This is a genomic window from Leeuwenhoekiella sp. H156 (assembly GCF_052218455.1).
GTDB lineage: Bacteria > Bacteroidota > Bacteroidia > Flavobacteriales > Flavobacteriaceae > Leeuwenhoekiella > Leeuwenhoekiella parthenopeia.
The window spans coordinates 1,395,996-1,413,758 of record NZ_CP197499.1 but is presented as its reverse complement, the minus strand read 5'-3'; the positions used below and the strand labels follow the sequence as shown (position 1 = coordinate 1,413,758).

The 17,763-nt window shown below is 40.1% G+C and carries 17 protein-coding genes; 12 read left to right on the top strand and 5 right to left on the bottom strand.

Going from position 1 to position 17,763, the window contains the following annotated elements; all coding sequences use genetic code 11:
- Window positions 1-79: 79 nt before the first annotated feature.
- Window positions 80-463, bottom strand: coding sequence for a DUF3037 domain-containing protein (locus ACSSS3_RS05930; RefSeq protein ID WP_442846814.1), 384 nt, complete (start codon window positions 461-463; stop codon window positions 80-82).
- A complete protein-coding gene (locus ACSSS3_RS05925; RefSeq protein WP_442846813.1) occupies window positions 441-1,235 on the bottom strand; it encodes a HipA family kinase in 795 nt (264 codons plus the stop codon). The genes ACSSS3_RS05930 and ACSSS3_RS05925 overlap by 23 nt, the downstream gene beginning before the upstream one ends.
- Before the next feature lie 181 nt (window positions 1,236-1,416).
- Between ACSSS3_RS05925 and ACSSS3_RS05920 the strand changes: the two genes are divergently transcribed.
- Together ACSSS3_RS05920 and ACSSS3_RS05915 are read left to right on the top strand one after the other, a co-directional pair.
- Window positions 1,417-1,869, top strand: a complete 453-nt coding sequence (locus tag ACSSS3_RS05920) for a hypothetical protein (RefSeq protein WP_442846812.1) — start codon at window positions 1,417-1,419, stop codon at window positions 1,867-1,869.
- A 193-nt stretch (window positions 1,870-2,062) separates the two neighbouring features.
- Entirely contained in the window at window positions 2,063-3,397 is a 1,335-nt protein-coding gene (locus tag ACSSS3_RS05915) for a Gfo/Idh/MocA family protein (protein WP_442846811.1), read from the top strand.
- Window positions 3,398-3,424: 27 nt separating this feature from the next.
- On the opposite strand, the gene ACSSS3_RS05910 is transcribed toward ACSSS3_RS05915, so the two are convergent.
- The 3 genes from ACSSS3_RS05910 to ACSSS3_RS05900 all read right to left on the bottom strand — a co-directional run bounded on the left by ACSSS3_RS05910 (window position 3,425) and on the right by ACSSS3_RS05900 (window position 5,329).
- Window positions 3,425-4,312, bottom strand: coding sequence for an SMP-30/gluconolactonase/LRE family protein (locus tag ACSSS3_RS05910; RefSeq protein ID WP_442846810.1), 888 nt, complete (start codon window positions 4,310-4,312; stop codon window positions 3,425-3,427).
- Between the two features lie 361 nt (window positions 4,313-4,673).
- Window positions 4,674-5,087 (bottom strand): type II toxin-antitoxin system VapC family toxin, encoded by a 414-nt coding sequence (locus tag ACSSS3_RS05905; protein ID WP_442846809.1) that lies wholly within the window; start codon window positions 5,085-5,087, stop codon window positions 4,674-4,676.
- Complete coding sequence (locus tag ACSSS3_RS05900; protein ID WP_228231787.1) at window positions 5,084-5,329, bottom strand: DUF6364 family protein; 246 nt, start codon at window positions 5,327-5,329, stop codon at window positions 5,084-5,086. The genes ACSSS3_RS05905 and ACSSS3_RS05900 overlap by 4 nt, the downstream gene beginning before the upstream one ends.
- 566 nt (window positions 5,330-5,895) lie before the next feature.
- On the opposite strand from ACSSS3_RS05900, the gene bla reads away from it, so the two are divergent.
- From bla to ACSSS3_RS05850, 10 genes are all read left to right on the top strand, one after another.
- Window positions 5,896-6,645, top strand: coding sequence for a subclass B1 metallo-beta-lactamase (gene bla, locus ACSSS3_RS05895; protein WP_442846808.1), 750 nt, complete (start codon window positions 5,896-5,898; stop codon window positions 6,643-6,645).
- A 164-nt stretch (window positions 6,646-6,809) separates the two neighbouring features.
- Window positions 6,810-8,303, top strand: a complete 1,494-nt coding sequence (locus ACSSS3_RS05890; RefSeq protein WP_442846807.1) for a thioredoxin-like domain-containing protein — start codon at window positions 6,810-6,812, stop codon at window positions 8,301-8,303.
- A 1,608-nt stretch (window positions 8,304-9,911) separates the two neighbouring features.
- Window positions 9,912-10,496 (top strand): hypothetical protein, encoded by a 585-nt coding sequence (locus ACSSS3_RS05885; protein WP_442846806.1) that lies wholly within the window; start codon window positions 9,912-9,914, stop codon window positions 10,494-10,496.
- A gap of 108 nt (window positions 10,497-10,604) precedes the next feature.
- Window positions 10,605-12,143, top strand: a complete 1,539-nt coding sequence (locus ACSSS3_RS05880) for a rhomboid family intramembrane serine protease (RefSeq protein WP_442846805.1) — start codon at window positions 10,605-10,607, stop codon at window positions 12,141-12,143.
- Between the two features lie 219 nt (window positions 12,144-12,362).
- Window positions 12,363-13,478 (top strand): DUF262 domain-containing protein, encoded by a 1,116-nt coding sequence (locus ACSSS3_RS05875; RefSeq protein ID WP_442846804.1) that lies wholly within the window; start codon window positions 12,363-12,365, stop codon window positions 13,476-13,478.
- Entirely contained in the window at window positions 13,471-14,109 is a 639-nt protein-coding gene (locus ACSSS3_RS05870) for an MAE_28990/MAE_18760 family HEPN-like nuclease (RefSeq protein WP_442846803.1), read from the top strand. The genes ACSSS3_RS05875 and ACSSS3_RS05870 overlap by 8 nt, the downstream gene beginning before the upstream one ends.
- Before the next feature lie 89 nt (window positions 14,110-14,198).
- Window positions 14,199-15,074, top strand: a complete 876-nt coding sequence (locus tag ACSSS3_RS05865) for a hypothetical protein (RefSeq protein WP_442846802.1) — start codon at window positions 14,199-14,201, stop codon at window positions 15,072-15,074.
- On the top strand, window positions 15,064-15,588 hold the full coding sequence (locus ACSSS3_RS05860) for a hypothetical protein (protein WP_442846801.1): 525 nt from the start codon (window positions 15,064-15,066) through the stop codon (window positions 15,586-15,588). The genes ACSSS3_RS05865 and ACSSS3_RS05860 overlap by 11 nt, the downstream gene beginning before the upstream one ends.
- Before the next feature lie 377 nt (window positions 15,589-15,965).
- Window positions 15,966-16,622, top strand: coding sequence for a hypothetical protein (locus ACSSS3_RS05855; RefSeq protein WP_442846800.1), 657 nt, complete (start codon window positions 15,966-15,968; stop codon window positions 16,620-16,622).
- A 17-nt stretch (window positions 16,623-16,639) separates the two neighbouring features.
- Window positions 16,640-17,080 carry a hypothetical protein gene (locus ACSSS3_RS05850; protein ID WP_442846799.1) on the top strand — a complete coding sequence of 147 codons (441 nt, stop codon included), beginning with the start codon at window positions 16,640-16,642 and terminating at the stop codon, window positions 17,078-17,080.
- The last annotated feature ends 683 nt before the right edge of the window (window positions 17,081-17,763 follow it).

Below are 17,763 nucleotides of genomic sequence, written 5' to 3'. Positions count from 1 at the left end.
TAATTTGCTAATCATGAAACCAATATCAATACATCTCGACTGCGCTCAGTGTGGCACGCTCGATGTGACAAGATTGATTTTAGAGTACTAAATCTTCAAACAAACATTTTAAAGTCACTTCCAGATTTTCACTAAATCCCGGATGGGTTTTAGAAGTCTGAATCACTGAACTCCGTGTCGCGGTTAACCAGCGAAAGCGCTCTGCAGGCTCGAGCCTGGCGATAGGGCCGCCGTGTTTTTCACCGTAGCAAATGGCTTTAAAGGCGTTGAGGTTTTTTTCTACCTGTTCCACATCGAGTTCGGGGCAGAAGGCTTCCAGCTTTTTTGCATCCAGCTTAAATTCCATCCCAATAAAACGCGGGCGTTTACAGTAAAGTACCACCCCTACATTGAAGAATTCTTCGCGCTCCACTTGAGGAACGATGCGGATTACCGCATACTCATACAAGTGCCTGTCGTGCATCGTTTGCGGTTTTGGTGAATACATCAGAATGGGTCAGTCGGGTTTTTAAAAACTGAAAGTAGATGTCGCGCAGGTCATCGGGACTTTCCTCAGTGCCTTCCCAATGCAGCCATTCATCCGGGATGAGGTTTACCACGTTTTGAAGCACCTGTTCGGTGAGCAGGGATTTCAGTTTGGTATTGGCTTCCTCCAATTGAGAGGCTTGCGGTAGCAACACATGATCTTTGATCAAAGCAAAAGGCGTGGCCGCGCTTTTTTCCCAGTTGGTAAAACTGTGGTGGAAATACAACGTCGCGCCGTGGTCAATAAGCCAGAGCTCGCGATGCCACATCAGCATATTGGTATTGCGAAACGTACGGTCAATATTGGTCATAAAGGCGTCAAACCAGACGATTTCTGAAGCCAGTTGCGCATCAACCGCAGTCACCACCGGGTCAAAATTGATGGCTCCCGATAAAAAGTGCAAACCGATATTCAGTCCCTGCGAAAACTTCAGCAAATCCTGAATTTCCTCATCGGCTTCTGTACGACCAAAAGCTTCATCCAGATGTGCAAAAACCACTTCAGGCACTTTAAATCCCAAAATACGGCCAATCTCACAACCTAGTAATTCGGCAATAAGCGCCTTGGGACCGTGACCCGCCCCTCTGAATTTTACCACATATTTAAAGCCGTCATCAGCATCGGCAACCGCGGGCAACGAACCGCCTTCCCGCAAGGGTGTGATGTAACGGGTGACGTTGACATGGCGTATTTCAGGAGGTGTTTGCATAGCCTTTTAAAAAGTGGTGTAAAAATACATTATTAAGGCTATCCTTAAACAAATCAACGTTGCGCTTAAATTAGCCTAAAGCTATTAAAGTTTTTTATCTTCTTAATTCGAATTAAATCCTAGAATAGATTTCCCAATTGTCCTAATAAACTAGTTTCGTAGAAACTCAAAATACCCACTGATGATACGTTACCTGATTTTGCTTGCGGTTCTGATACTTTCCTGTAAACCTTCCACCGAAAAAAAGATCGCGGCAGAAGAACCTCAAACTACAGCCCCCGATACGCTTAGTAGTCAAAGCGAACCCGTTTTTGAAACCAGTGAAGATGCAACTTTGGCGCAATTGCAGGGAGTCTGGGTAAGTACGGAAGATTCCAAATCGTATTTAAAAGTGACCGATGAGCAGCTGCTTATGGGATATGAAGGTATAGAAGACGCATCAAATACCTATACCTTGCGCATTGCAGACCAGTTGCCCGATGGACAGCCGTCAAATCCCGACACCCAATATCTGATTTTGACTCAGGAAGGCGATACGATGAATTATGCGATTGATAAGCTTACCGAAGATTCCTTAACACTCCTGTATTTACCGCGGGGTAATTTTTTGAGTTATACCAAAAGGAAGAGCTAAATAATTTTTTACTGATTGTGCTCGTAATCAGCCACAATCGGTATTCTAATGTCAGGTCGAGCGTGTCACACTGCGCTTGTCGAAGTGCAGTCGAGACCTCATACTAAGCAGATCAGGTTTAAAACCCATTTCCAAAGAAATCGATATAGTAAAATTGACTATATTGTAAGGGTTAATTTTAAACCTTTACACTATGAGTACGCTTCCCAGACGCAAATTTTTACAGCAAACCACTTTGGCTACCGCAGGCTTAAGCCTTTCGGGGTCGCTATTGGCAAATCCGGTTTCTATTTTTGGAGCCAATGACCGTATGAACTTTGCGGTAATAGGCTGTAACGGGATGGGATGGTCAAATATGCAGGCGCATTTAAAACTGCCTAATGTGACCTGCGTCGCTCTGGCCGACGTAGATCAGCGGGTGCTCGACCGCCGTAGTGCTGAAGTCAAAGAACTTACCGGCAAAGCCCCAAAAGTCTATACCGATTACCGCAAGATGCTCGAAAATAAAGACATCGATGCCGTCATCATCGGTACACCAGACCATTGGCACTGCCTCAATATGGTAGATGCCCTTCAGGCGGGTAAGCACGTGTATGTAGAGAAACCTTTGGCCAACAGTATTGAAGAATGCAACCTGATGCTCAAAGCCGCCAACGCGTCAGACAAGCTGGTGCAGGTAGGGCAGTGGCAACGCAGCGGGCAGCAGTATGATGAGGCGATTAAATACGTACAATCGGGTAAACTGGGACAAATACGCCTCGTAAAATGCTGGGCGTATCAGGGCTGGATGAATCCCGTACCCGAAAAACCCAATACGACTCCGCCTCCCGGAGTAGATTATGCGATGTGGCTGGGTCCTGCGCCCGAGCGTCCCTTTAACGAAAACCGCTTTCACTTTAACTTTCGCTGGTTTTGGGATTATGCGGGCGGTCTGATGACCGACTGGGGTGTGCACGAACTCGACATTGCCCTTTTTGCGATGGGTGCCAAAGCGCCAAAATCGATTCTCGCCTCCGGCGGAAAGCTAGCCTACCCTGATGATGCTTCCGAAACTCCCGATACGCTTCAGACCGTTTATGAGTTTGATAATTATAACCTGTTGTGGGAACATGCTACCGGTATTGACGGTGGGCCTTACGGTCGTACCGAAGGGATCGCGTTTATAGGCAATAACGGCACGCTGGTGGTAAACCGCGGCGGCTGGGAAGTCATTCCGGAAGGTCAACGCGTAGACGGGGAGTGGAAAACCAAAATTGACCGCATAGACCTTATCAGACCTGAAGGCAATGCGCTGGATAAGCATGCTAAAAACTTCGTAGACGCCGTACGCAACAACGATAAAAGCGCGCTGGCCTGCGGAGTTGAGACCGGCAGCGTTGCCGCCATCACCGCACATATGGGCAATATTGCCTATAAAACCGGTAAAAAGATCTACTGGGATGCTGCGAGCGGTTCGTTTAACGACGCCGAGGCAGACGCCCTTGTGGGTGCCCGTTACAACAACGGCTGGGAACTGCCTAAGGTGTAATTCCTGAAGGTTTCCGGTTTTCTGAAATTAGCGCTGTGCACCTTGTACATTCATCTCCAGCAGGTAAACCGCCTGCTGGGCGGTGATAAAAAGGCTTTTGCGGTCTGTTCCGCCAAAGGTGACGTTGGCCGTCCAGTCTTTAGGAATGGGAATGTGTTCCACCTGAGTTCCTTTAGGATCATAAATGGTCACGCCCTTACCCGTAAGGTATACATTGCCTTTGCTATCCAGCGTCATCCCGTCTGAACCCTGGTCTGTAAACAGCCTTTTATTAGTGAGATCACCGTTTTCGGCAATGGTATACACATAGGTTTTGTTTGCGCCAATATCGGCGATGTAAAGGGTTTTTCCATTCGGAGTGCCCATGATTCCGTTGGGTTTTACAAAATCGGTCGCGGCGATACGCAGGTCACCTGTCGGGGTTAAAAGATATACCTGTTCGGCCTCGATTTCCTTTTCGCTATGCTCCCAATACGGTCTTTTGTAAAACGGATCGGTAAAATAGAGGTTGCCGTTTGGGGCAATCCAGATATCGTTTGGTCCGTTGAGGCGTTTGTTTTCAAAGTTTTTGACCAAAACGCTTACTTCTTTTTGGGGCGAAATGCTCCAGAGTTCAGACTGGTTATCGGCAGCCGCCAACAGATTTCCGGAAGCATCAAAATAGAGTCCGTTAGCGCGGCCCGCTCCTTCCATAAATACCGAAAGGCTGTCGGTTGTCGCATCCCATTTGTAAATACGGTCGTTAGGCTGATCGGTAAAATACACGTTGCCGGAAGCATCTGCCGCAGGGCCTTCGGTAAAGCTGAATTGGTCTGAGAGCAGTCTTGGTGTGCTTCCGTTTTTAATCAGCGGTTTTTGACCGGCACAGGCGGAAAGCAGGATGGCGATGGTTAATGCAAGAATGGATTTAAGCATACTGGGTTGTTTTTCGAATTCTAAAGATAGGGAAATGCGGGGGAGTGAGAGGTGAGTGGGTGAAAGGTGAGAGGTAAATGGTGGAAAGTGCGAAAGACGAAAGATGAAAGACGAAAGATGAAAGACGAAAGACAAAAGACATTTGGTCTTAAATACCCCATACTTTTTAGTACCTCTCTTATTTTTTAAAACCGGGAATGAAGTATTTGGGATTGGAAATAGCTGCGTATAAATAACACAACTCTTGATACTTTAAAAATAAAGGAATTAAGTATTGACTATCATCGTAAAACCTTTGTAGCTACTTTAGACTCTTTAGAACTGGCAGGACTTTATGAATACCTGCAAATCACTAACTGAATCAGGCTTTAGCCAGGTATTCTTTAGGAGTGAGTACCGGTAGTTTTGAATTTTTAAAATCCTTTTTGTTTCGGGTGATAATGACGTCAATTTGGTTCTCAAGGGCAGAATAGTATTGCAAACCATCTTCAAAATCGATAAAACGTTCATCACTTAAAGCCAGTTCGGTGATTTTATCATCAAGACTTAAAACTTCAACCAAAACCTTAAATTTTCTGAGGATTACACGGGATTCTTTGGCTGATGTTAACCTGGTAAGAATATAATTGGTGTTGGCAAGGGTTAGTGAAGATATCGTGAGCTGAAGTTGATTTCGATCTCCCAGGGAGAATAAAACGGCTGCATCTTCATAAAAGCCATCTCTTTTGGAGAGTACATCAATGACAATATTAGTGTCGATTAGAAGGCGTTTCATTTGTACTTTTCTAATAAATAATCGGTGTACGCATCTTTTTCATCAAAACCTTCATCCAGGTTGATGATCCCGCTGAGACTCTTAACCAATGGTGTGATTTCAACCTCTTGTTTATCGTTTCGGGTTAGTGAACCCAAATAAGACTCTATCAGTTTTGAAAGGCTGGTATTGTTTGATTTTGCATAACGCTTTGCAGCGTTGATAACGCTCTCATTCAGGCTTAAAGTGAGTTTTTTGTCCACAGCTCATTATTTTACGTGTAAAAATAATTAATTATTACGTAAGATTTGCTATTTTCTGAATTTTGATTGTAACAATCTATAAGAAATCGCAGGCCTTACTTTTAAGGAATTCCTCAACAGGCTATCAGAAATTTTTACTAATTTCCAAATCACAAATCATTAGGTTTTTGATAAAACCCTTTTAGCGGCCGGTACTACCGGTCGTTTTTTGTTATACCAAGTTCCGAAGGGCGAAACCTCATTTGAGGGGTTTAGCCAAAGGTTATACTACGTTGAGGTAGTTTACTTCTAATCGGTAAGGTCAGGTTAGAGTTCAGATCCGGATGCCGTCTTTGCGCCTGTTTTGAGTCGCCTTTAATGTTAATAAAATGTGAAATTTTGAGTTTTGAACTCTCATTTTCATACTCTCTGATGCTCTATCCTAGGCTTTGAGTAGCCTTTGCCTGGGGGATGCTCTACTTTTGGCTCGAAACTGACGGTTTTCGGAGCTGATAAAAAGATATCTTTGCTCCCGCTATCTTCGGGTAGCAGTCACCCTTGTTTTACGCTAATTCCTTGCCAGTACTATGCCTGCCGCTTTCAAATTTGGTTTGTTATTTTGTTTTTTATCGCTGTTTGGTTTTCAACAGGCCTATGCCTCAGATCCCATAATCATCTATCAATCTGAGCGGCTTGTCATCACCCGCCTTTCCGAAAACACGTTTCAGCATACCTCCTTTTTACAAACCCGGGATTTTGGCAATGTGGCATGTAACGGTCTTATAGTTCGTGATGGAAACGAGACGATTGTCTACGACACGCCTACTGACGATGCGGGTTCGTACGAACTCATCACCTGGATTGAAGATAGTTTACATGCCAAAGTGAAGGCGGTGATCCCCACGCATTTTCACGCCGATTGCCTGGGTGGATTGCAGGCCTTTCACGCGCATAAGATTCCGTCTTATGCGCACCGCAAAACCATAGCTCTGGCTCAGGAAAAGGGCTATGTGGTGCCGCAACATGCATTTGATGATCTGCTTGTTTTGGAAGTGGGAGATCAAAAAGCCACCGCCCGGTTTTTTGGAGAAGGCCATACCACCGATGATGTAGTGGGCTATTTTGCCCGTGAACACGTACTTTTTGGCGGTTGTCTCATCAAAGCTGTAGGTGCCTCTAAAGGCAATCTGGAAGATGCCAACCAGGACACCTGGTCAGACACGGTGCGCAAGGTAAAAGCCGCCTATCCCGATGTGCAAATCGTAGTGCCCGGGCATGGAGATCCCGGTGATAGCGGGTTGCTTGATTATACGATTGGGCTTTTTGAAAAAAAGTAAAACAGGTTTACGTAAAACCATAACATTCTTATGGCATTTTTCAGATTATGTCTCTATATTTAAAATTCTAATAGACTTGTAAGAAGTTAATTCTGAATTAAAAGCATTCCCTACTGTTTTTTGCTGCAAGTTTTGAAACTAGTAATTAAGCAAAAAATCAAATTATGAGATTGTTTATCTGGATTGCAGTAGTTCTTCCTTTTTTAGTTCATGCTCAAACCACTACCAAAATTCAACTGCATATTGATAATGCAAATGTTGACAAAGTTTATTTCCTGAAAAACGATTACGCCAAACCATCCGTTTTGTTTGGTGAACGTCTGGTTTATATTCCTCTAGAGGACGGGGAATTAACCTGGCAGGACCAGATATCTAAACCCCTCTTTATTAATGCGGGATATCGGGACAGTAGCACTAATGAATCGTTTACCTATTCATTTTACGTTTCTCCCGGAGATAGTCTGGAGGTTTCGTTTGATGCAGAAAATCCGGATTCTACGATAGTGGTTCAGGGCAAAGGTTATCGCAATAATCAGCCCTTACTTCAAAAAGTCCTGAGCAACAGGGAATCGTACGAAACCTATCAAAAGGATTCTTTGCCCTATAATGTGCTTGAAGCAATCAAGCTTACGAATGCCGGGAATAAAAAACTAGTAAAGGAGTATAACGAAAAGTACAATCCTGATCAATCCCTTGTTGAGGTAACAGATTTATATGTTGAGTACTTTCCGTTATGGACGTATCTGACATTTAGCGGAGCACAAAAATTCTATGCGGGAGAAGCTTTTAAAAGAAATGAAAGCAAGTGGCATGCGATTACAGACTCCCTTACGCGTAAATTACCCATGAACAATGCCGCGCTTTTTGACATCCCCAATTATGTTTATTTTCTTCCTTTACATTTAATACGTCTTAAAGAATACGTGTGGAGCCATAATGACCTGCTTCCCTATTATTACGATACAGCTACTCAGGAAGAAGCTCTTAAGTTGTATAATAACGACCGGGAGAACGTATTGAGGGAAAAAATTATCAATAAGCATTTTGAAGGAAGGACCGCTGAGTTTCTATACGCCACGCTATTTAAAAGTGCTATTGATGATAAGGAAGACAGCCTGACGGAGATTTATTCAAGGTTTGTTAAAAAATACCCCAACAGCGCGTACATTCCGTACATAGAGCCTGCAATAAAAGAGATCGAAGCAAAAAGGGCGCGTAAACTTACCGATAAGATGCAGATTATAGAAAATGCAGATGCTTATACAACTTTTGATGAGGTATTGGAGTTGGCAAAAGGTAAAACCGTACTGCTTGATATGTGGGGAACCTGGTGCGGGCCGTGCCGTAAGGAGTTTTCATTAAATTCGGAAGCGATTAAGAAACACTTTAAAGACCGGGATTTGGAGTACCTGTATATTGCTAATTTAGATATTGAAAATGAAAAGAAATGGAAAAAACTGATAGCCTATTATAAGCTCGAAGGAACGCACATCCTCGCTTCAGCCGAACTTACTGAAAATATAATGGAAATACTTGATAGAACCAGCTATCCTACCTACGCTATCCTTAAAAAAGACGGAACTTTCGAATTGTCTAAAGCAGGTTATCCTATGAATAGGGAAGTTCTCTTTGATCAGATTGAAAAAGCTTTAAAGTAGCAGTCTAAAAATCCTATTTCCATTTGTTGTCTTGACACAAACAAACCATTTTTCGCGCGCGACACCTCTCATTGTTCGCGCGCGATTGTATCGCGTGCAGGCATTATTTAATTTTTTTCCTCATCCCCCCGCCCTTCTCCCAAGGAGAAGGGTGCCAGTCACTAACCTGATAGTTACTTTTAGTTTAAAGAATACCATTCTTAAGCCCTCCCTCGATTCAGAATAGCCTTAGGAAGCTCCGAGATTCAGGAGCGATAGCGACGTGGAGCTGACAAGGCGGTTTTCGGCCGTTAAACGGCTTTATAAAGCGAGTGCCCTATACCAAAGGACTAAATCCAGGATTCAAAACCGGTTCAAAAAGTTTTGATTTCGATCATCGAGCGAAAAATTCCTAAGTGAGGGGCTCCTTTCTTTTGGTTCGCCTGCCCTGAGCGCTAGTCGAAGGGTTTCTTTGGACAGGCAAACCGAGGTACGAGGTTCACGAGCTCCAAAACCAATAAGCAACAGCGAGCTAAAGAAAATGAACAGAACACGCTATAGAAACTCGAATATACAAACCGACATCAGGAGGTTTAGAAGAACTTAAAACAAACCTAGAACTTCAATTAGCGTTTCTGTTCTTTTGTCTTGATACAAAAGAACCAAAAGATCAAGGCTTACAGAAGGTTCTCTAAATTTTTTGTTCACTGCGCTGCATGCGCTTAACTCGGCCGCTGGCCTCAAACAGAACCGCCTGCCACGCTACGTTCACCGCAAATTTAACGAGAACCTTCTGATAGGCCGGTGCTGACGTATTAATTGGCTTTTTAATAAAAAGCTAAATTCCCTTTATCTGTCGCTACCTTTAAACTAGTATTTTATTCAAGACTAAGAATTCAATTCTTTAGCCTTCTTTTTCTTCAGTATAGCAAGGAGTCCCCGTTAAAAATTTTCGAAGCCTTGGAGAAAATTTAGGGGACTTGTTGCGGTTTTGCCCCTTAGGGCAAAAATACCTAAGAAATTTGCCTGAGAATAATGACAATTGAAAACTCAAATTATCATCTGCACATTATATCTGACCAAAACCAATAGGAGATACAGATAAAAAAGGCTCCTTTCTTTTGGTTCGCCTGCCCTGAGCGCTAGTCGAAGGGTTTCTTTGGACAGGCAAACCGAGGTGCGAGGTTCACGAGCTCCAAAACCAATAAGCAACAGCGAGCTAAAGAAAAGTAAGGAACAAACTATAGAACCTATAAACAAACAAACCGACATCAGGAGGTTTAGAAGCACTTAAAACAAAACCACCACTTCAACCACCACCCCCATTCTTATATCAAAAAAAGAACCCCGGGCTTTATAAGCCTCTGCAACCCTAATGCAGAGCATTATTCAGGAAAGTAGGCCTGAAGGTGAAATTTTATGGGTTTCCGTAAAAATTATACGGAAATACCCCGTATATTTAATACGTAGTGCCGTTAGATAGCGCTTGCTGCCCTTCACCCAATTTAAAATTGCAAGCGCAACAGATCTAATACCCCTTTCTTGTGTACACAAGGGCACAAAACCAAAAACAGGGAAGCCCTGGCGGGCTTCTGGTTTTTGAGTTTATGCCTTAAATTAGGCAACCTAATGAACAGGATACCAAAGAAAAATTACCTAAAAGGCAAAACCGTATTTGTAGTTTCGATACTGGTAATACTGGCTACGTTTCTAACAGTTTGGTTAACCGGAATCAATTATAATCGCGCAGTTACTGCCAATCTTTATCTTTCACTTTCCATAATTGGCTTGATTCTGTTTTTATTTATGGCTTATTGCCTGTATAAAGGTGTTGGTCTCCAGGATGATTTTCCCAAATACAAGAGCTATAAAGCTGGTGATCTTTTTGCTCACGATATCAACGGAACTTTTAAAACCCCGGACGCTGATGTAGGAGCGGGTATAGGTGGACTCCTGCTATCTATTGTTTTATGGATTGTTATGACCCTGGCTTTAATTGTATTGATGCTGCTCCTGGAGGCCTTGTTTTGGTTTTCGTTGTTTATCATCATCCTGATGCTGTATTGGGTATTCTTTAGAGCCTTAAAACTGGTATTTACCAAATCGAATAAAACGGTCGGAAATCTGCTCCTGTCAATTTCGCATTCATTTACGTATACCCTGCTTTATTTGGGTTGGATTTTTGGAATCGTATACCTGAGCACGTTGGTTTAGAAAGCGGAGTATTTTTTCATGGATATCAGAAGCTGAATAAAACGAAATCTAAACGGTAAAACAGTTTAAGCAAACCCTTATTTTGCAGAACCAATAACCTAAGTGACATTGAAAGACTTCAGAATTAAATTAAAGGAAATCTACCTCCCCTTTGTAGTAGTCTCCATCTGTACCATACTTTTTTATAACCTCTTCAGATGGGTTTTTGATATCAGGCTTGGTGTGATTCCATTAAAAGAAGAACTGCTCGACATCTGGATCCCTTTTATAGTTCCGGTGTTGCCCGTATTGATTTGGCTTAGGCACCCAATCAGAATTTTAAAACTTAAAGATACAGACAGGGGACGTTCAGGTATTCGTGCTCTAATGATTTTTGCTATAGTTGCTCCTATTGTTATAAGCCAGCATTATATTAAAAAAGCTGCATTTGACCTGGTCACCCTTGAAAATGCAAGCGAGATTAAAAGTCACGGGGCTGAAAAATATTTTAAAATCAACAATTTTCGGGTAAACAAAGATGCACGTGTAGATTATGCCACTGCACGAACATCGGGAAAACGAAATGACCGGCTCAATTTCTTTTTGTATTTGGCCTGCCCTTTTAAAAATGCCGAAAATGTATGGTATGGAGTTGAATACAACGAGAGTACCGGCAATACGGGTACAACTACGCAGCAGAATGCCTGGTTTAGCAATTTCCTAAACTATTCGGAAAGGAATTTTGCCAGCTATTATTTTCAGGATGTATCCTATTTTGAAAAAGTAGGATATTCAGACGATTGGGATGGCTATATGCAAGCGATTAAAAATACAAACCCCAATGCAGCCGAAACCCAACAAATTATTCTGATTCCTAAAACAGATGAGTTTGAAGAACGATTTGGTGACACCTTACTCTGGGTGTTTGGCTCCTTTGGTATAGGTCTTCTCGTAATACTGCTGCTGATACTGTATTCCAAAATTGATGAAAAGGCCCTGCGTGATTTTAAAGCGAATAAACCCCTGAAAGATGATGATCTTAGAGCTGTTCTAAATTTTTTAAACCCGTTAGGATCCTATGGAGGAGCGGCCATTTTAATCTTTGTAAACATTGGAGTTTTTGTAGTGATGATTTTTTCTGGTATAAGTTTCGTCTCGCCTACAGGAACCGAACTTTTAGATCTGGGAGGGCTTAGAAAAACGGAAGTAGTACAGGGGGAATACTGGAGGCTTTTTACATCTATTTTTATTCACTTCGGTTTTATACATCTCTTTATGAATATGTTGGGACTGGTATTTGGTGCTATTTTACTGGAAAGTATATTAGGAAGAATCAAACTGATTCTAAGCTTTATAGCTTGTGGGGTGCTTGCAGGTTTGGCAAGTATAGTAGTGCACGAGCATACCATAAGTGTAGGTGCCTCGGGTGCCATTTTTGGGCTTTATGGGTTGATTTTAGCTTTTACCGTATTTAGGATTTATACAATAAGAACACGGGCATTAACCTGGGGCTTGCTGGTTCTCTATGCCGGGGTAAGTTTGGTTACGGGATTCCGGTCAGACGGTGTTGATAACGCCGCACACGTTGGCGGACTCCTTAGCGGCTTTGCCCTGGGTGTACTATTGATTGCTTTTGATAAAGAAAACCTGATAAAAAAAGCAGGATAGTCTGTTTTGTACGTTAAACCTGATTTACCGATGGAGCTTCCTAAAGTCTGAATACGGGTGTTTTTCCCCTAAATCACATTTAAAAACAGGGATTTACAGATTTCCTTACTTTTTAGTTGAGGGTATGTGGTAGATTTATAGCAGATGAAATATTCATCGTCACTTATATGTAAATCGTAAATTAATAAGTGGCACAATAAGTAATAACAAAAATAGACAATGAAAAATACTGAACTAACGGAAAAACAAATTTACGAAGAGCAAAAAATTGTAGACTTTGACACAAGAGAATTCACAATAGAATACATAACAGATAAATATTTAAAAGGGGTAGATGAAGATGATAATGAAATCTACGTTCCTGAATATCAACGTGAGTTCGTATGGGATGAACAGAGGCAGTCTAAACTTATTGAATCAATTATCTTAGGACTTCCGATACCTCTTTTATTCCTAGCAGAAAATAGAGAAAAAGATAACAGGTTAGAAATTGTAGATGGTTCTCAAAGAATAAGAACATTAGCGGCCTTTATCAATAATGAATTGACTCTAGTTGGTTTAGAAAAACTGGATAAATTAAACGGGTTTGATTTTAAGGACCTAACAACAAGCAGACAGCGCAAATTTAAAAACACACCATTAAGAATGATAGTGCTTTCAGATAAAGCAACTGAAGATGTAAGGAATGAAATATTTGAAAGAATAAACAGGGGGAGTGATTTACTTTTAGCAATGGAAAAGCGTAAAGGTATTTATAGAGGTACATTCAGAGATTTCATTTATGATATATGTGGAAAGAATAAAACATTTAACAGAATAACAAAAGTTGATTCCAGACAAGGTAAGCGACAGGAAAAAGAAGAATTAATTCTTAGATTTTTCGCACTGTCAGATAATTACAAAAAGTATCCTCAAAAGCAAGGCGTTGCTAAATATTTAGACGACTATTTAGAGTCCAAAAATAAACAGTTTGCAAACTTAAAATATAAGGATACTACTGAATTAAAACACCTGATTGAAAATAATGAAGAATTGAAAGCATACTATTTAAGATTCTATAATATGGTGCATTTTGTAGAATCAAACTTTAAATATGGCTTCTCAAAAAATCACTTGCCTCAAGTTTCAAGAATTTATTTTGAAGCCATATCGGTAGGAACAGCACTAGCTCTAGAGCAAAAGCCAGAGTTGAAAGAATCTAAGATACCAACTGAAAAATGGATCAAATCACAAGAATTTACAAATGTAATTTCGGGTAAATATCATACTCATACCCCTAAAAGGATTAAAGAAAGAGTAGAATATGTAAGGGATAAAATTTTGGGAAATGATTAGTGTTTGGACTGACTATAATAATCGCGTAAGAGAGATTAATCTTTACTTTGAGTTTTTAAATAACTATAGTAATGATTCAGATGATCTATTTAAGATTCTAAAAGCTAATGGCTTTTTGTTGATTTACAATCTTATAGAATCAACTGTAAGAAATGGCTTAGAAGAAATCCATAGTTCTTTTAGTAACGATGTATTGTCTTATGCCGAGGTAATTGACGAAATTCAATCGATCTGGATTGATTATAATTTCAAAAAATTTCAAAATTTAAGTGCAACAAGTATTGCAAAAGAAATTAATCAGATTGGAAGTGCTATTATTAATGTCGGTTATTCCCAATATATAGAGCAAGTTAGAAGTGGCGATATTTCCGGTAATCTAGATAAACGTAAAATCGAAAAACTTGCTGAGAGGTACAGGTTTAAAAAGAACACGAAAATTGGTGGAACAGATTTATTTAAAGTGAAAGATAATAGAAATAGACTAGCGCACGGAGAAATATCATTTAAGGATTTAGGTAAGACTTATGATAAAAATGAACTCAATAGAATTAAGAGAGTTTGCGAGTTGTATCTTAAAGAGATGCTCTTGAAAATCGATAGATATATCCAAGATAAAGACTACCAAAAATAGAAGTTGCTATAAGGGTGTATTGTAATTTTTTACTGCTTAATTGACTATTTTAAACTATTTATTTTTTACGAAGTTGAAATAAAAATATTATGAAAGAACGGAGATCTCCTTTTTTAGCATATAGATATCTTGTAACACCAATTAGTCCTCAAATTACATTCAATCAACTTCTAAATAAGGATAAGGAGACCTTAATTTCAGAAATAATTGAAAATCTTGCGAGCTCTTCAAAGACTGAATGGAACATTAAAAGTAAAAGATATTTGCTATATGGTTCTCAATCCAGAAACGATATACACGTTATCAAATTTGCTAGAGAGACAAATGAAAAATTATACTTGGAGGGAGAAGAGGATATTGAGATTCAAGGTATAAAAGAGGCTAAATATGTATACTTAATTATAGATACAGTTAATCAAATAATTTTATTAGAAAGAAACGTTTCGATTTTTAGCTCAATTGATAACGCAGTAAAAGTCCTATCAAGTTTTTTTCGAGAAAAAATGAAAGAGTTTGATTATGTCGTCAACATTTATCCATTGGCCACTAAAAGAAAGTTTTGGAATTATGTAGAAACGGCTGACGAGATTTTCGAATTAACATTGATTATGAATGCACCTAATATGGCATTTTTTGGTCACGAAGACACAAGGGACGTTCTAAAGCAAATTAAAGAAGCAACAAATAATGAGGAATTCGATTTGTCTTTCAAGAATAAAGAGGGTAATTTAAAAATAGCTAAAGAAACAATTGGAAAATGGGTTGATTATGTTCGTGAAGTAGGGGGTAAATATATTTTAAAGTTTTCTTATAATGGCCAAAAAGAGGTTAAAACTAGTAAGAATGATACCGTCAAAACTTATATAGAAAGAAAAAAAACTGAGAAGTATTCAGATTATGAAATGGATAATATTAAATCTAAATTAGACGCTATTAATAAACTTGAGAACAGAGATGACAAGTAAAAAACCAATTAGATATTTCCTGTCTATATTGATTATTTTGATAATTGGTTTACTCTCTAATTATACTGTTATAAATACAGATGTTTCCGATTTTCCCATCTTCAGCTTGATTAGTTTATTTACTTATTTTGGAGTTTTAATTGGATTTTCAATTACTATTTACACTTTCGGACTTTCTATGTGTAATGATATTAAAAAGAATATTCAAGAAATTGAATCATTATCTCAAAGCACAAAAGAAATTCTTTTTAAAAAATTGATTAGAGGTTTTAAAGAAATCAAGCAAGATATTTGGCTGATTTTTTTCGCAATTATAATGATTGTAATTGTTGCAATATTATCAGAAATTGAAAACCCTTTTGGTTGGGAAATAGAAAAATTTAGATTACCAGAAACTGTTAATTTAAGCTTGTTTATAATTTCAACGATTGCAATGTTCGACATTATGAAAACACTATTTAATTTATCAGAAATTAATTTAGAGCTTTTAAAAATCAAAAAAAATCATGAGTAAAATAGCGTATTTTCAGCCTAAAACAATAAAGTAAACTACTGGAAATTTTAGATAACCAATTTTAACCATTAACCCCTAAACTCCCAATCCTTCCCAATTAAAAAGCCCTCTCCAAACAGAAAGGGCTTTGTGTTTTTTACAAGCTCTACCTTAGTAGCTGTTGGCTTTAAACCGTTTGCCTCAGCTTAGTCCCCTTAACCTGCTCCACAGCAGAACGCTTCCTCCGGTCCTGCTTTTTAAAATAGCGTAGCGCATACCCAGAGCTCTCCCGCAGGTTTTGTAGTCCTCCGGAGGAATGAATGTATTTACTACATTTTTTTCTGGTTTGATAATCAGTCTTTTAGTATTTTTAAACTTTATCAATCAAAAAATCAACAATGAAATCTTTAAAAACCTTCCTGTTCCTTGTAGTTGCCGCTTTGCTGAGCAGCGGTTGTGGTTATGAAGTAAGCTATCATTCTTCGGTACAGACCACTACAACTACCCACACCGCACCGGATACGGTCAGCACAGACCCCGATCCTGAAGTACGTAAACTTCAGGTCCGTAAAATGAGTTCGCAAGCTGCTCTGGGCGCTATCGCGCAGCAGGACGAGGATCCGGAGGTGCGTAAGCAGGCGGTACGTATGCTTAACTTTCAGCCTACACTAGGCGCAATTGCGCAGCAGGATAAAGATCCTGAGGTTCGTAAACTGGCAGTGAGTAAGCTCACGTTTCAGCCCACACTGGGTGCAGTTGCGCAGCAGGATAAAGATCCTGAAGTGCGTAAACTGGCAGTGAGTAAGCTCACGTTTCAGCCTACATTAGGCGCAGTTGCGCAGCAGGATAAAGACCCGGAGGTACGTAAGCTGGCGGTAAGCAAGCTCACGTTTCAGCCTACACTGGGCGCAGTCGCGGAGCAGGATAAAGACCCCGAGGTGCGTAAGGCAGCGGTGCGTAAACTTACCTTTACACCTACCTTAAATGGTATCGCCCTCAATGATAAAGACCCTGAGGTACGTCTTTTAGCCCTGAAAATCCTGAATACGCTTTAATTTAAATCCTTGCGATTATGAGCATTAGAATCTGCAAAGGAGGGATAGCCCTTTTCATTATACTGTTTACACTTCAGTCCTGCTTAGAAGTAAACCTCAAGGATAAGTCTGTAACCTTAACACAGGATGATTCCATGTATTTTTCAGAGGAAGACTTTAAGGGTGCCTGGGCAGTGCCGGACGAGGATGATTCGGTCACCGGCATTACCCGCGTGGAACTCTTAGCCGATAAAAAAGCCCGATTGTATGTACAGGATGCCGGGAAATCGCAGGAAGTAGCCGGTACCTGGGATACCTATGGTTCTATGCAGGTAGGGCCTCTGGAAATGGAGTATAATTTGAAAATCGCGTACAAATCCCCATCAGGAACGGTCAAGGCATATCTGGGTTTTGTAGGTCTTGACGACGATCAGCTGGTTTTTTCGGCTAATGAACTCCAATTGCACAAAAGGCAGTAAACACGTTCAATTTTATAATCGATTGATAGATATTCTTCGAATAAGCTTAAGTATAGTAGTTGTACTTCTATTTAGCGTCTTTACATTAATACCTACAATAGATATTTTTGAAGCGATACTTATCGTAGTGCTGTTGCTCTTTGATCTTTTGGGTTATAGTAGAAGGCTTAGTTCAAAAAGCGTTATTATATATTACGTATCCTGGATGCTTATTGCTGTCGGGGTAGTCTATGAAGGACAGATTGGCCTCTATTTTTGGTCACCACTTGTCATTATTTTTACGCTTAAAGCAGGCGTATTGGCACTATCTTACCTCAAATTCAAAAGGCTTTACGTAACTAAGACTGTATTGGGATACATTTGGCTTACAAGTTTTGTGCTGTACCTAATTGAGCTTATCATTAATTCTACACATGGCTTAGGATCGTTATGTGTCAACCTGGCCTTCTTTTCGGTTGTAGAACATGTGCTGCTTATTTTAGTGCAGAGAAAGCAACGTGTATTTGTGCCGAGCGTTTTGAGTTTAGCTTGGAAGAAGTCTAAAAACGACTAATAGAAATTTAATCGACTCAATAGAATTCAACTTTGTTGTAAACCTACCCACTGCACTCAAGTGTGACAGGCTCAGTGTGACAGAAGAAATCGGAAATTAGAAAGTGGAATACGGAAAACAGTAAAAAGTT

What these genes read in the sequence shown, in the direction of transcription:
- ACSSS3_RS05930 (WP_442846814.1), bottom strand. Translation starts at nt 463, where the DNA reads ATGCACGACAGGCACTTGTATGAGTATGCGGTAATCCGCATCGTTCCT.
- ACSSS3_RS05925 (WP_442846813.1), bottom strand. Translation starts at nt 1,235, where the DNA reads ATGCAAACACCTCCTGAAATACGCCATGTCAACGTCACCCGTTACATC.
- ACSSS3_RS05920 (WP_442846812.1), top strand. Translation starts at nt 1,417, where the DNA reads ATGATACGTTACCTGATTTTGCTTGCGGTTCTGATACTTTCCTGTAAA.
- ACSSS3_RS05915 (WP_442846811.1), top strand. Translation starts at nt 2,063, where the DNA reads ATGAGTACGCTTCCCAGACGCAAATTTTTACAGCAAACCACTTTGGCT.
- ACSSS3_RS05910 (WP_442846810.1), bottom strand. Translation starts at nt 4,312, where the DNA reads ATGCTTAAATCCATTCTTGCATTAACCATCGCCATCCTGCTTTCCGCC.
- ACSSS3_RS05905 (WP_442846809.1), bottom strand. Translation starts at nt 5,087, where the DNA reads ATGAAACGCCTTCTAATCGACACTAATATTGTCATTGATGTACTCTCC.
- bla (WP_442846808.1), top strand. Translation starts at nt 5,896, where the DNA reads ATGCCTGCCGCTTTCAAATTTGGTTTGTTATTTTGTTTTTTATCGCTG.
- ACSSS3_RS05890 (WP_442846807.1), top strand. Translation starts at nt 6,810, where the DNA reads ATGAGATTGTTTATCTGGATTGCAGTAGTTCTTCCTTTTTTAGTTCAT.
- ACSSS3_RS05885 (WP_442846806.1), top strand. Translation starts at nt 9,912, where the DNA reads ATGAACAGGATACCAAAGAAAAATTACCTAAAAGGCAAAACCGTATTT.
- ACSSS3_RS05875 (WP_442846804.1), top strand. Translation starts at nt 12,363, where the DNA reads ATGAAAAATACTGAACTAACGGAAAAACAAATTTACGAAGAGCAAAAA.
- ACSSS3_RS05870 (WP_442846803.1), top strand. Translation starts at nt 13,471, where the DNA reads ATGATTAGTGTTTGGACTGACTATAATAATCGCGTAAGAGAGATTAAT.
- ACSSS3_RS05865 (WP_442846802.1), top strand. Translation starts at nt 14,199, where the DNA reads ATGAAAGAACGGAGATCTCCTTTTTTAGCATATAGATATCTTGTAACA.
- ACSSS3_RS05860 (WP_442846801.1), top strand. Translation starts at nt 15,064, where the DNA reads ATGACAAGTAAAAAACCAATTAGATATTTCCTGTCTATATTGATTATT.
- ACSSS3_RS05855 (WP_442846800.1), top strand. Translation starts at nt 15,966, where the DNA reads ATGAAATCTTTAAAAACCTTCCTGTTCCTTGTAGTTGCCGCTTTGCTG.
- ACSSS3_RS05850 (WP_442846799.1), top strand. Translation starts at nt 16,640, where the DNA reads ATGAGCATTAGAATCTGCAAAGGAGGGATAGCCCTTTTCATTATACTG.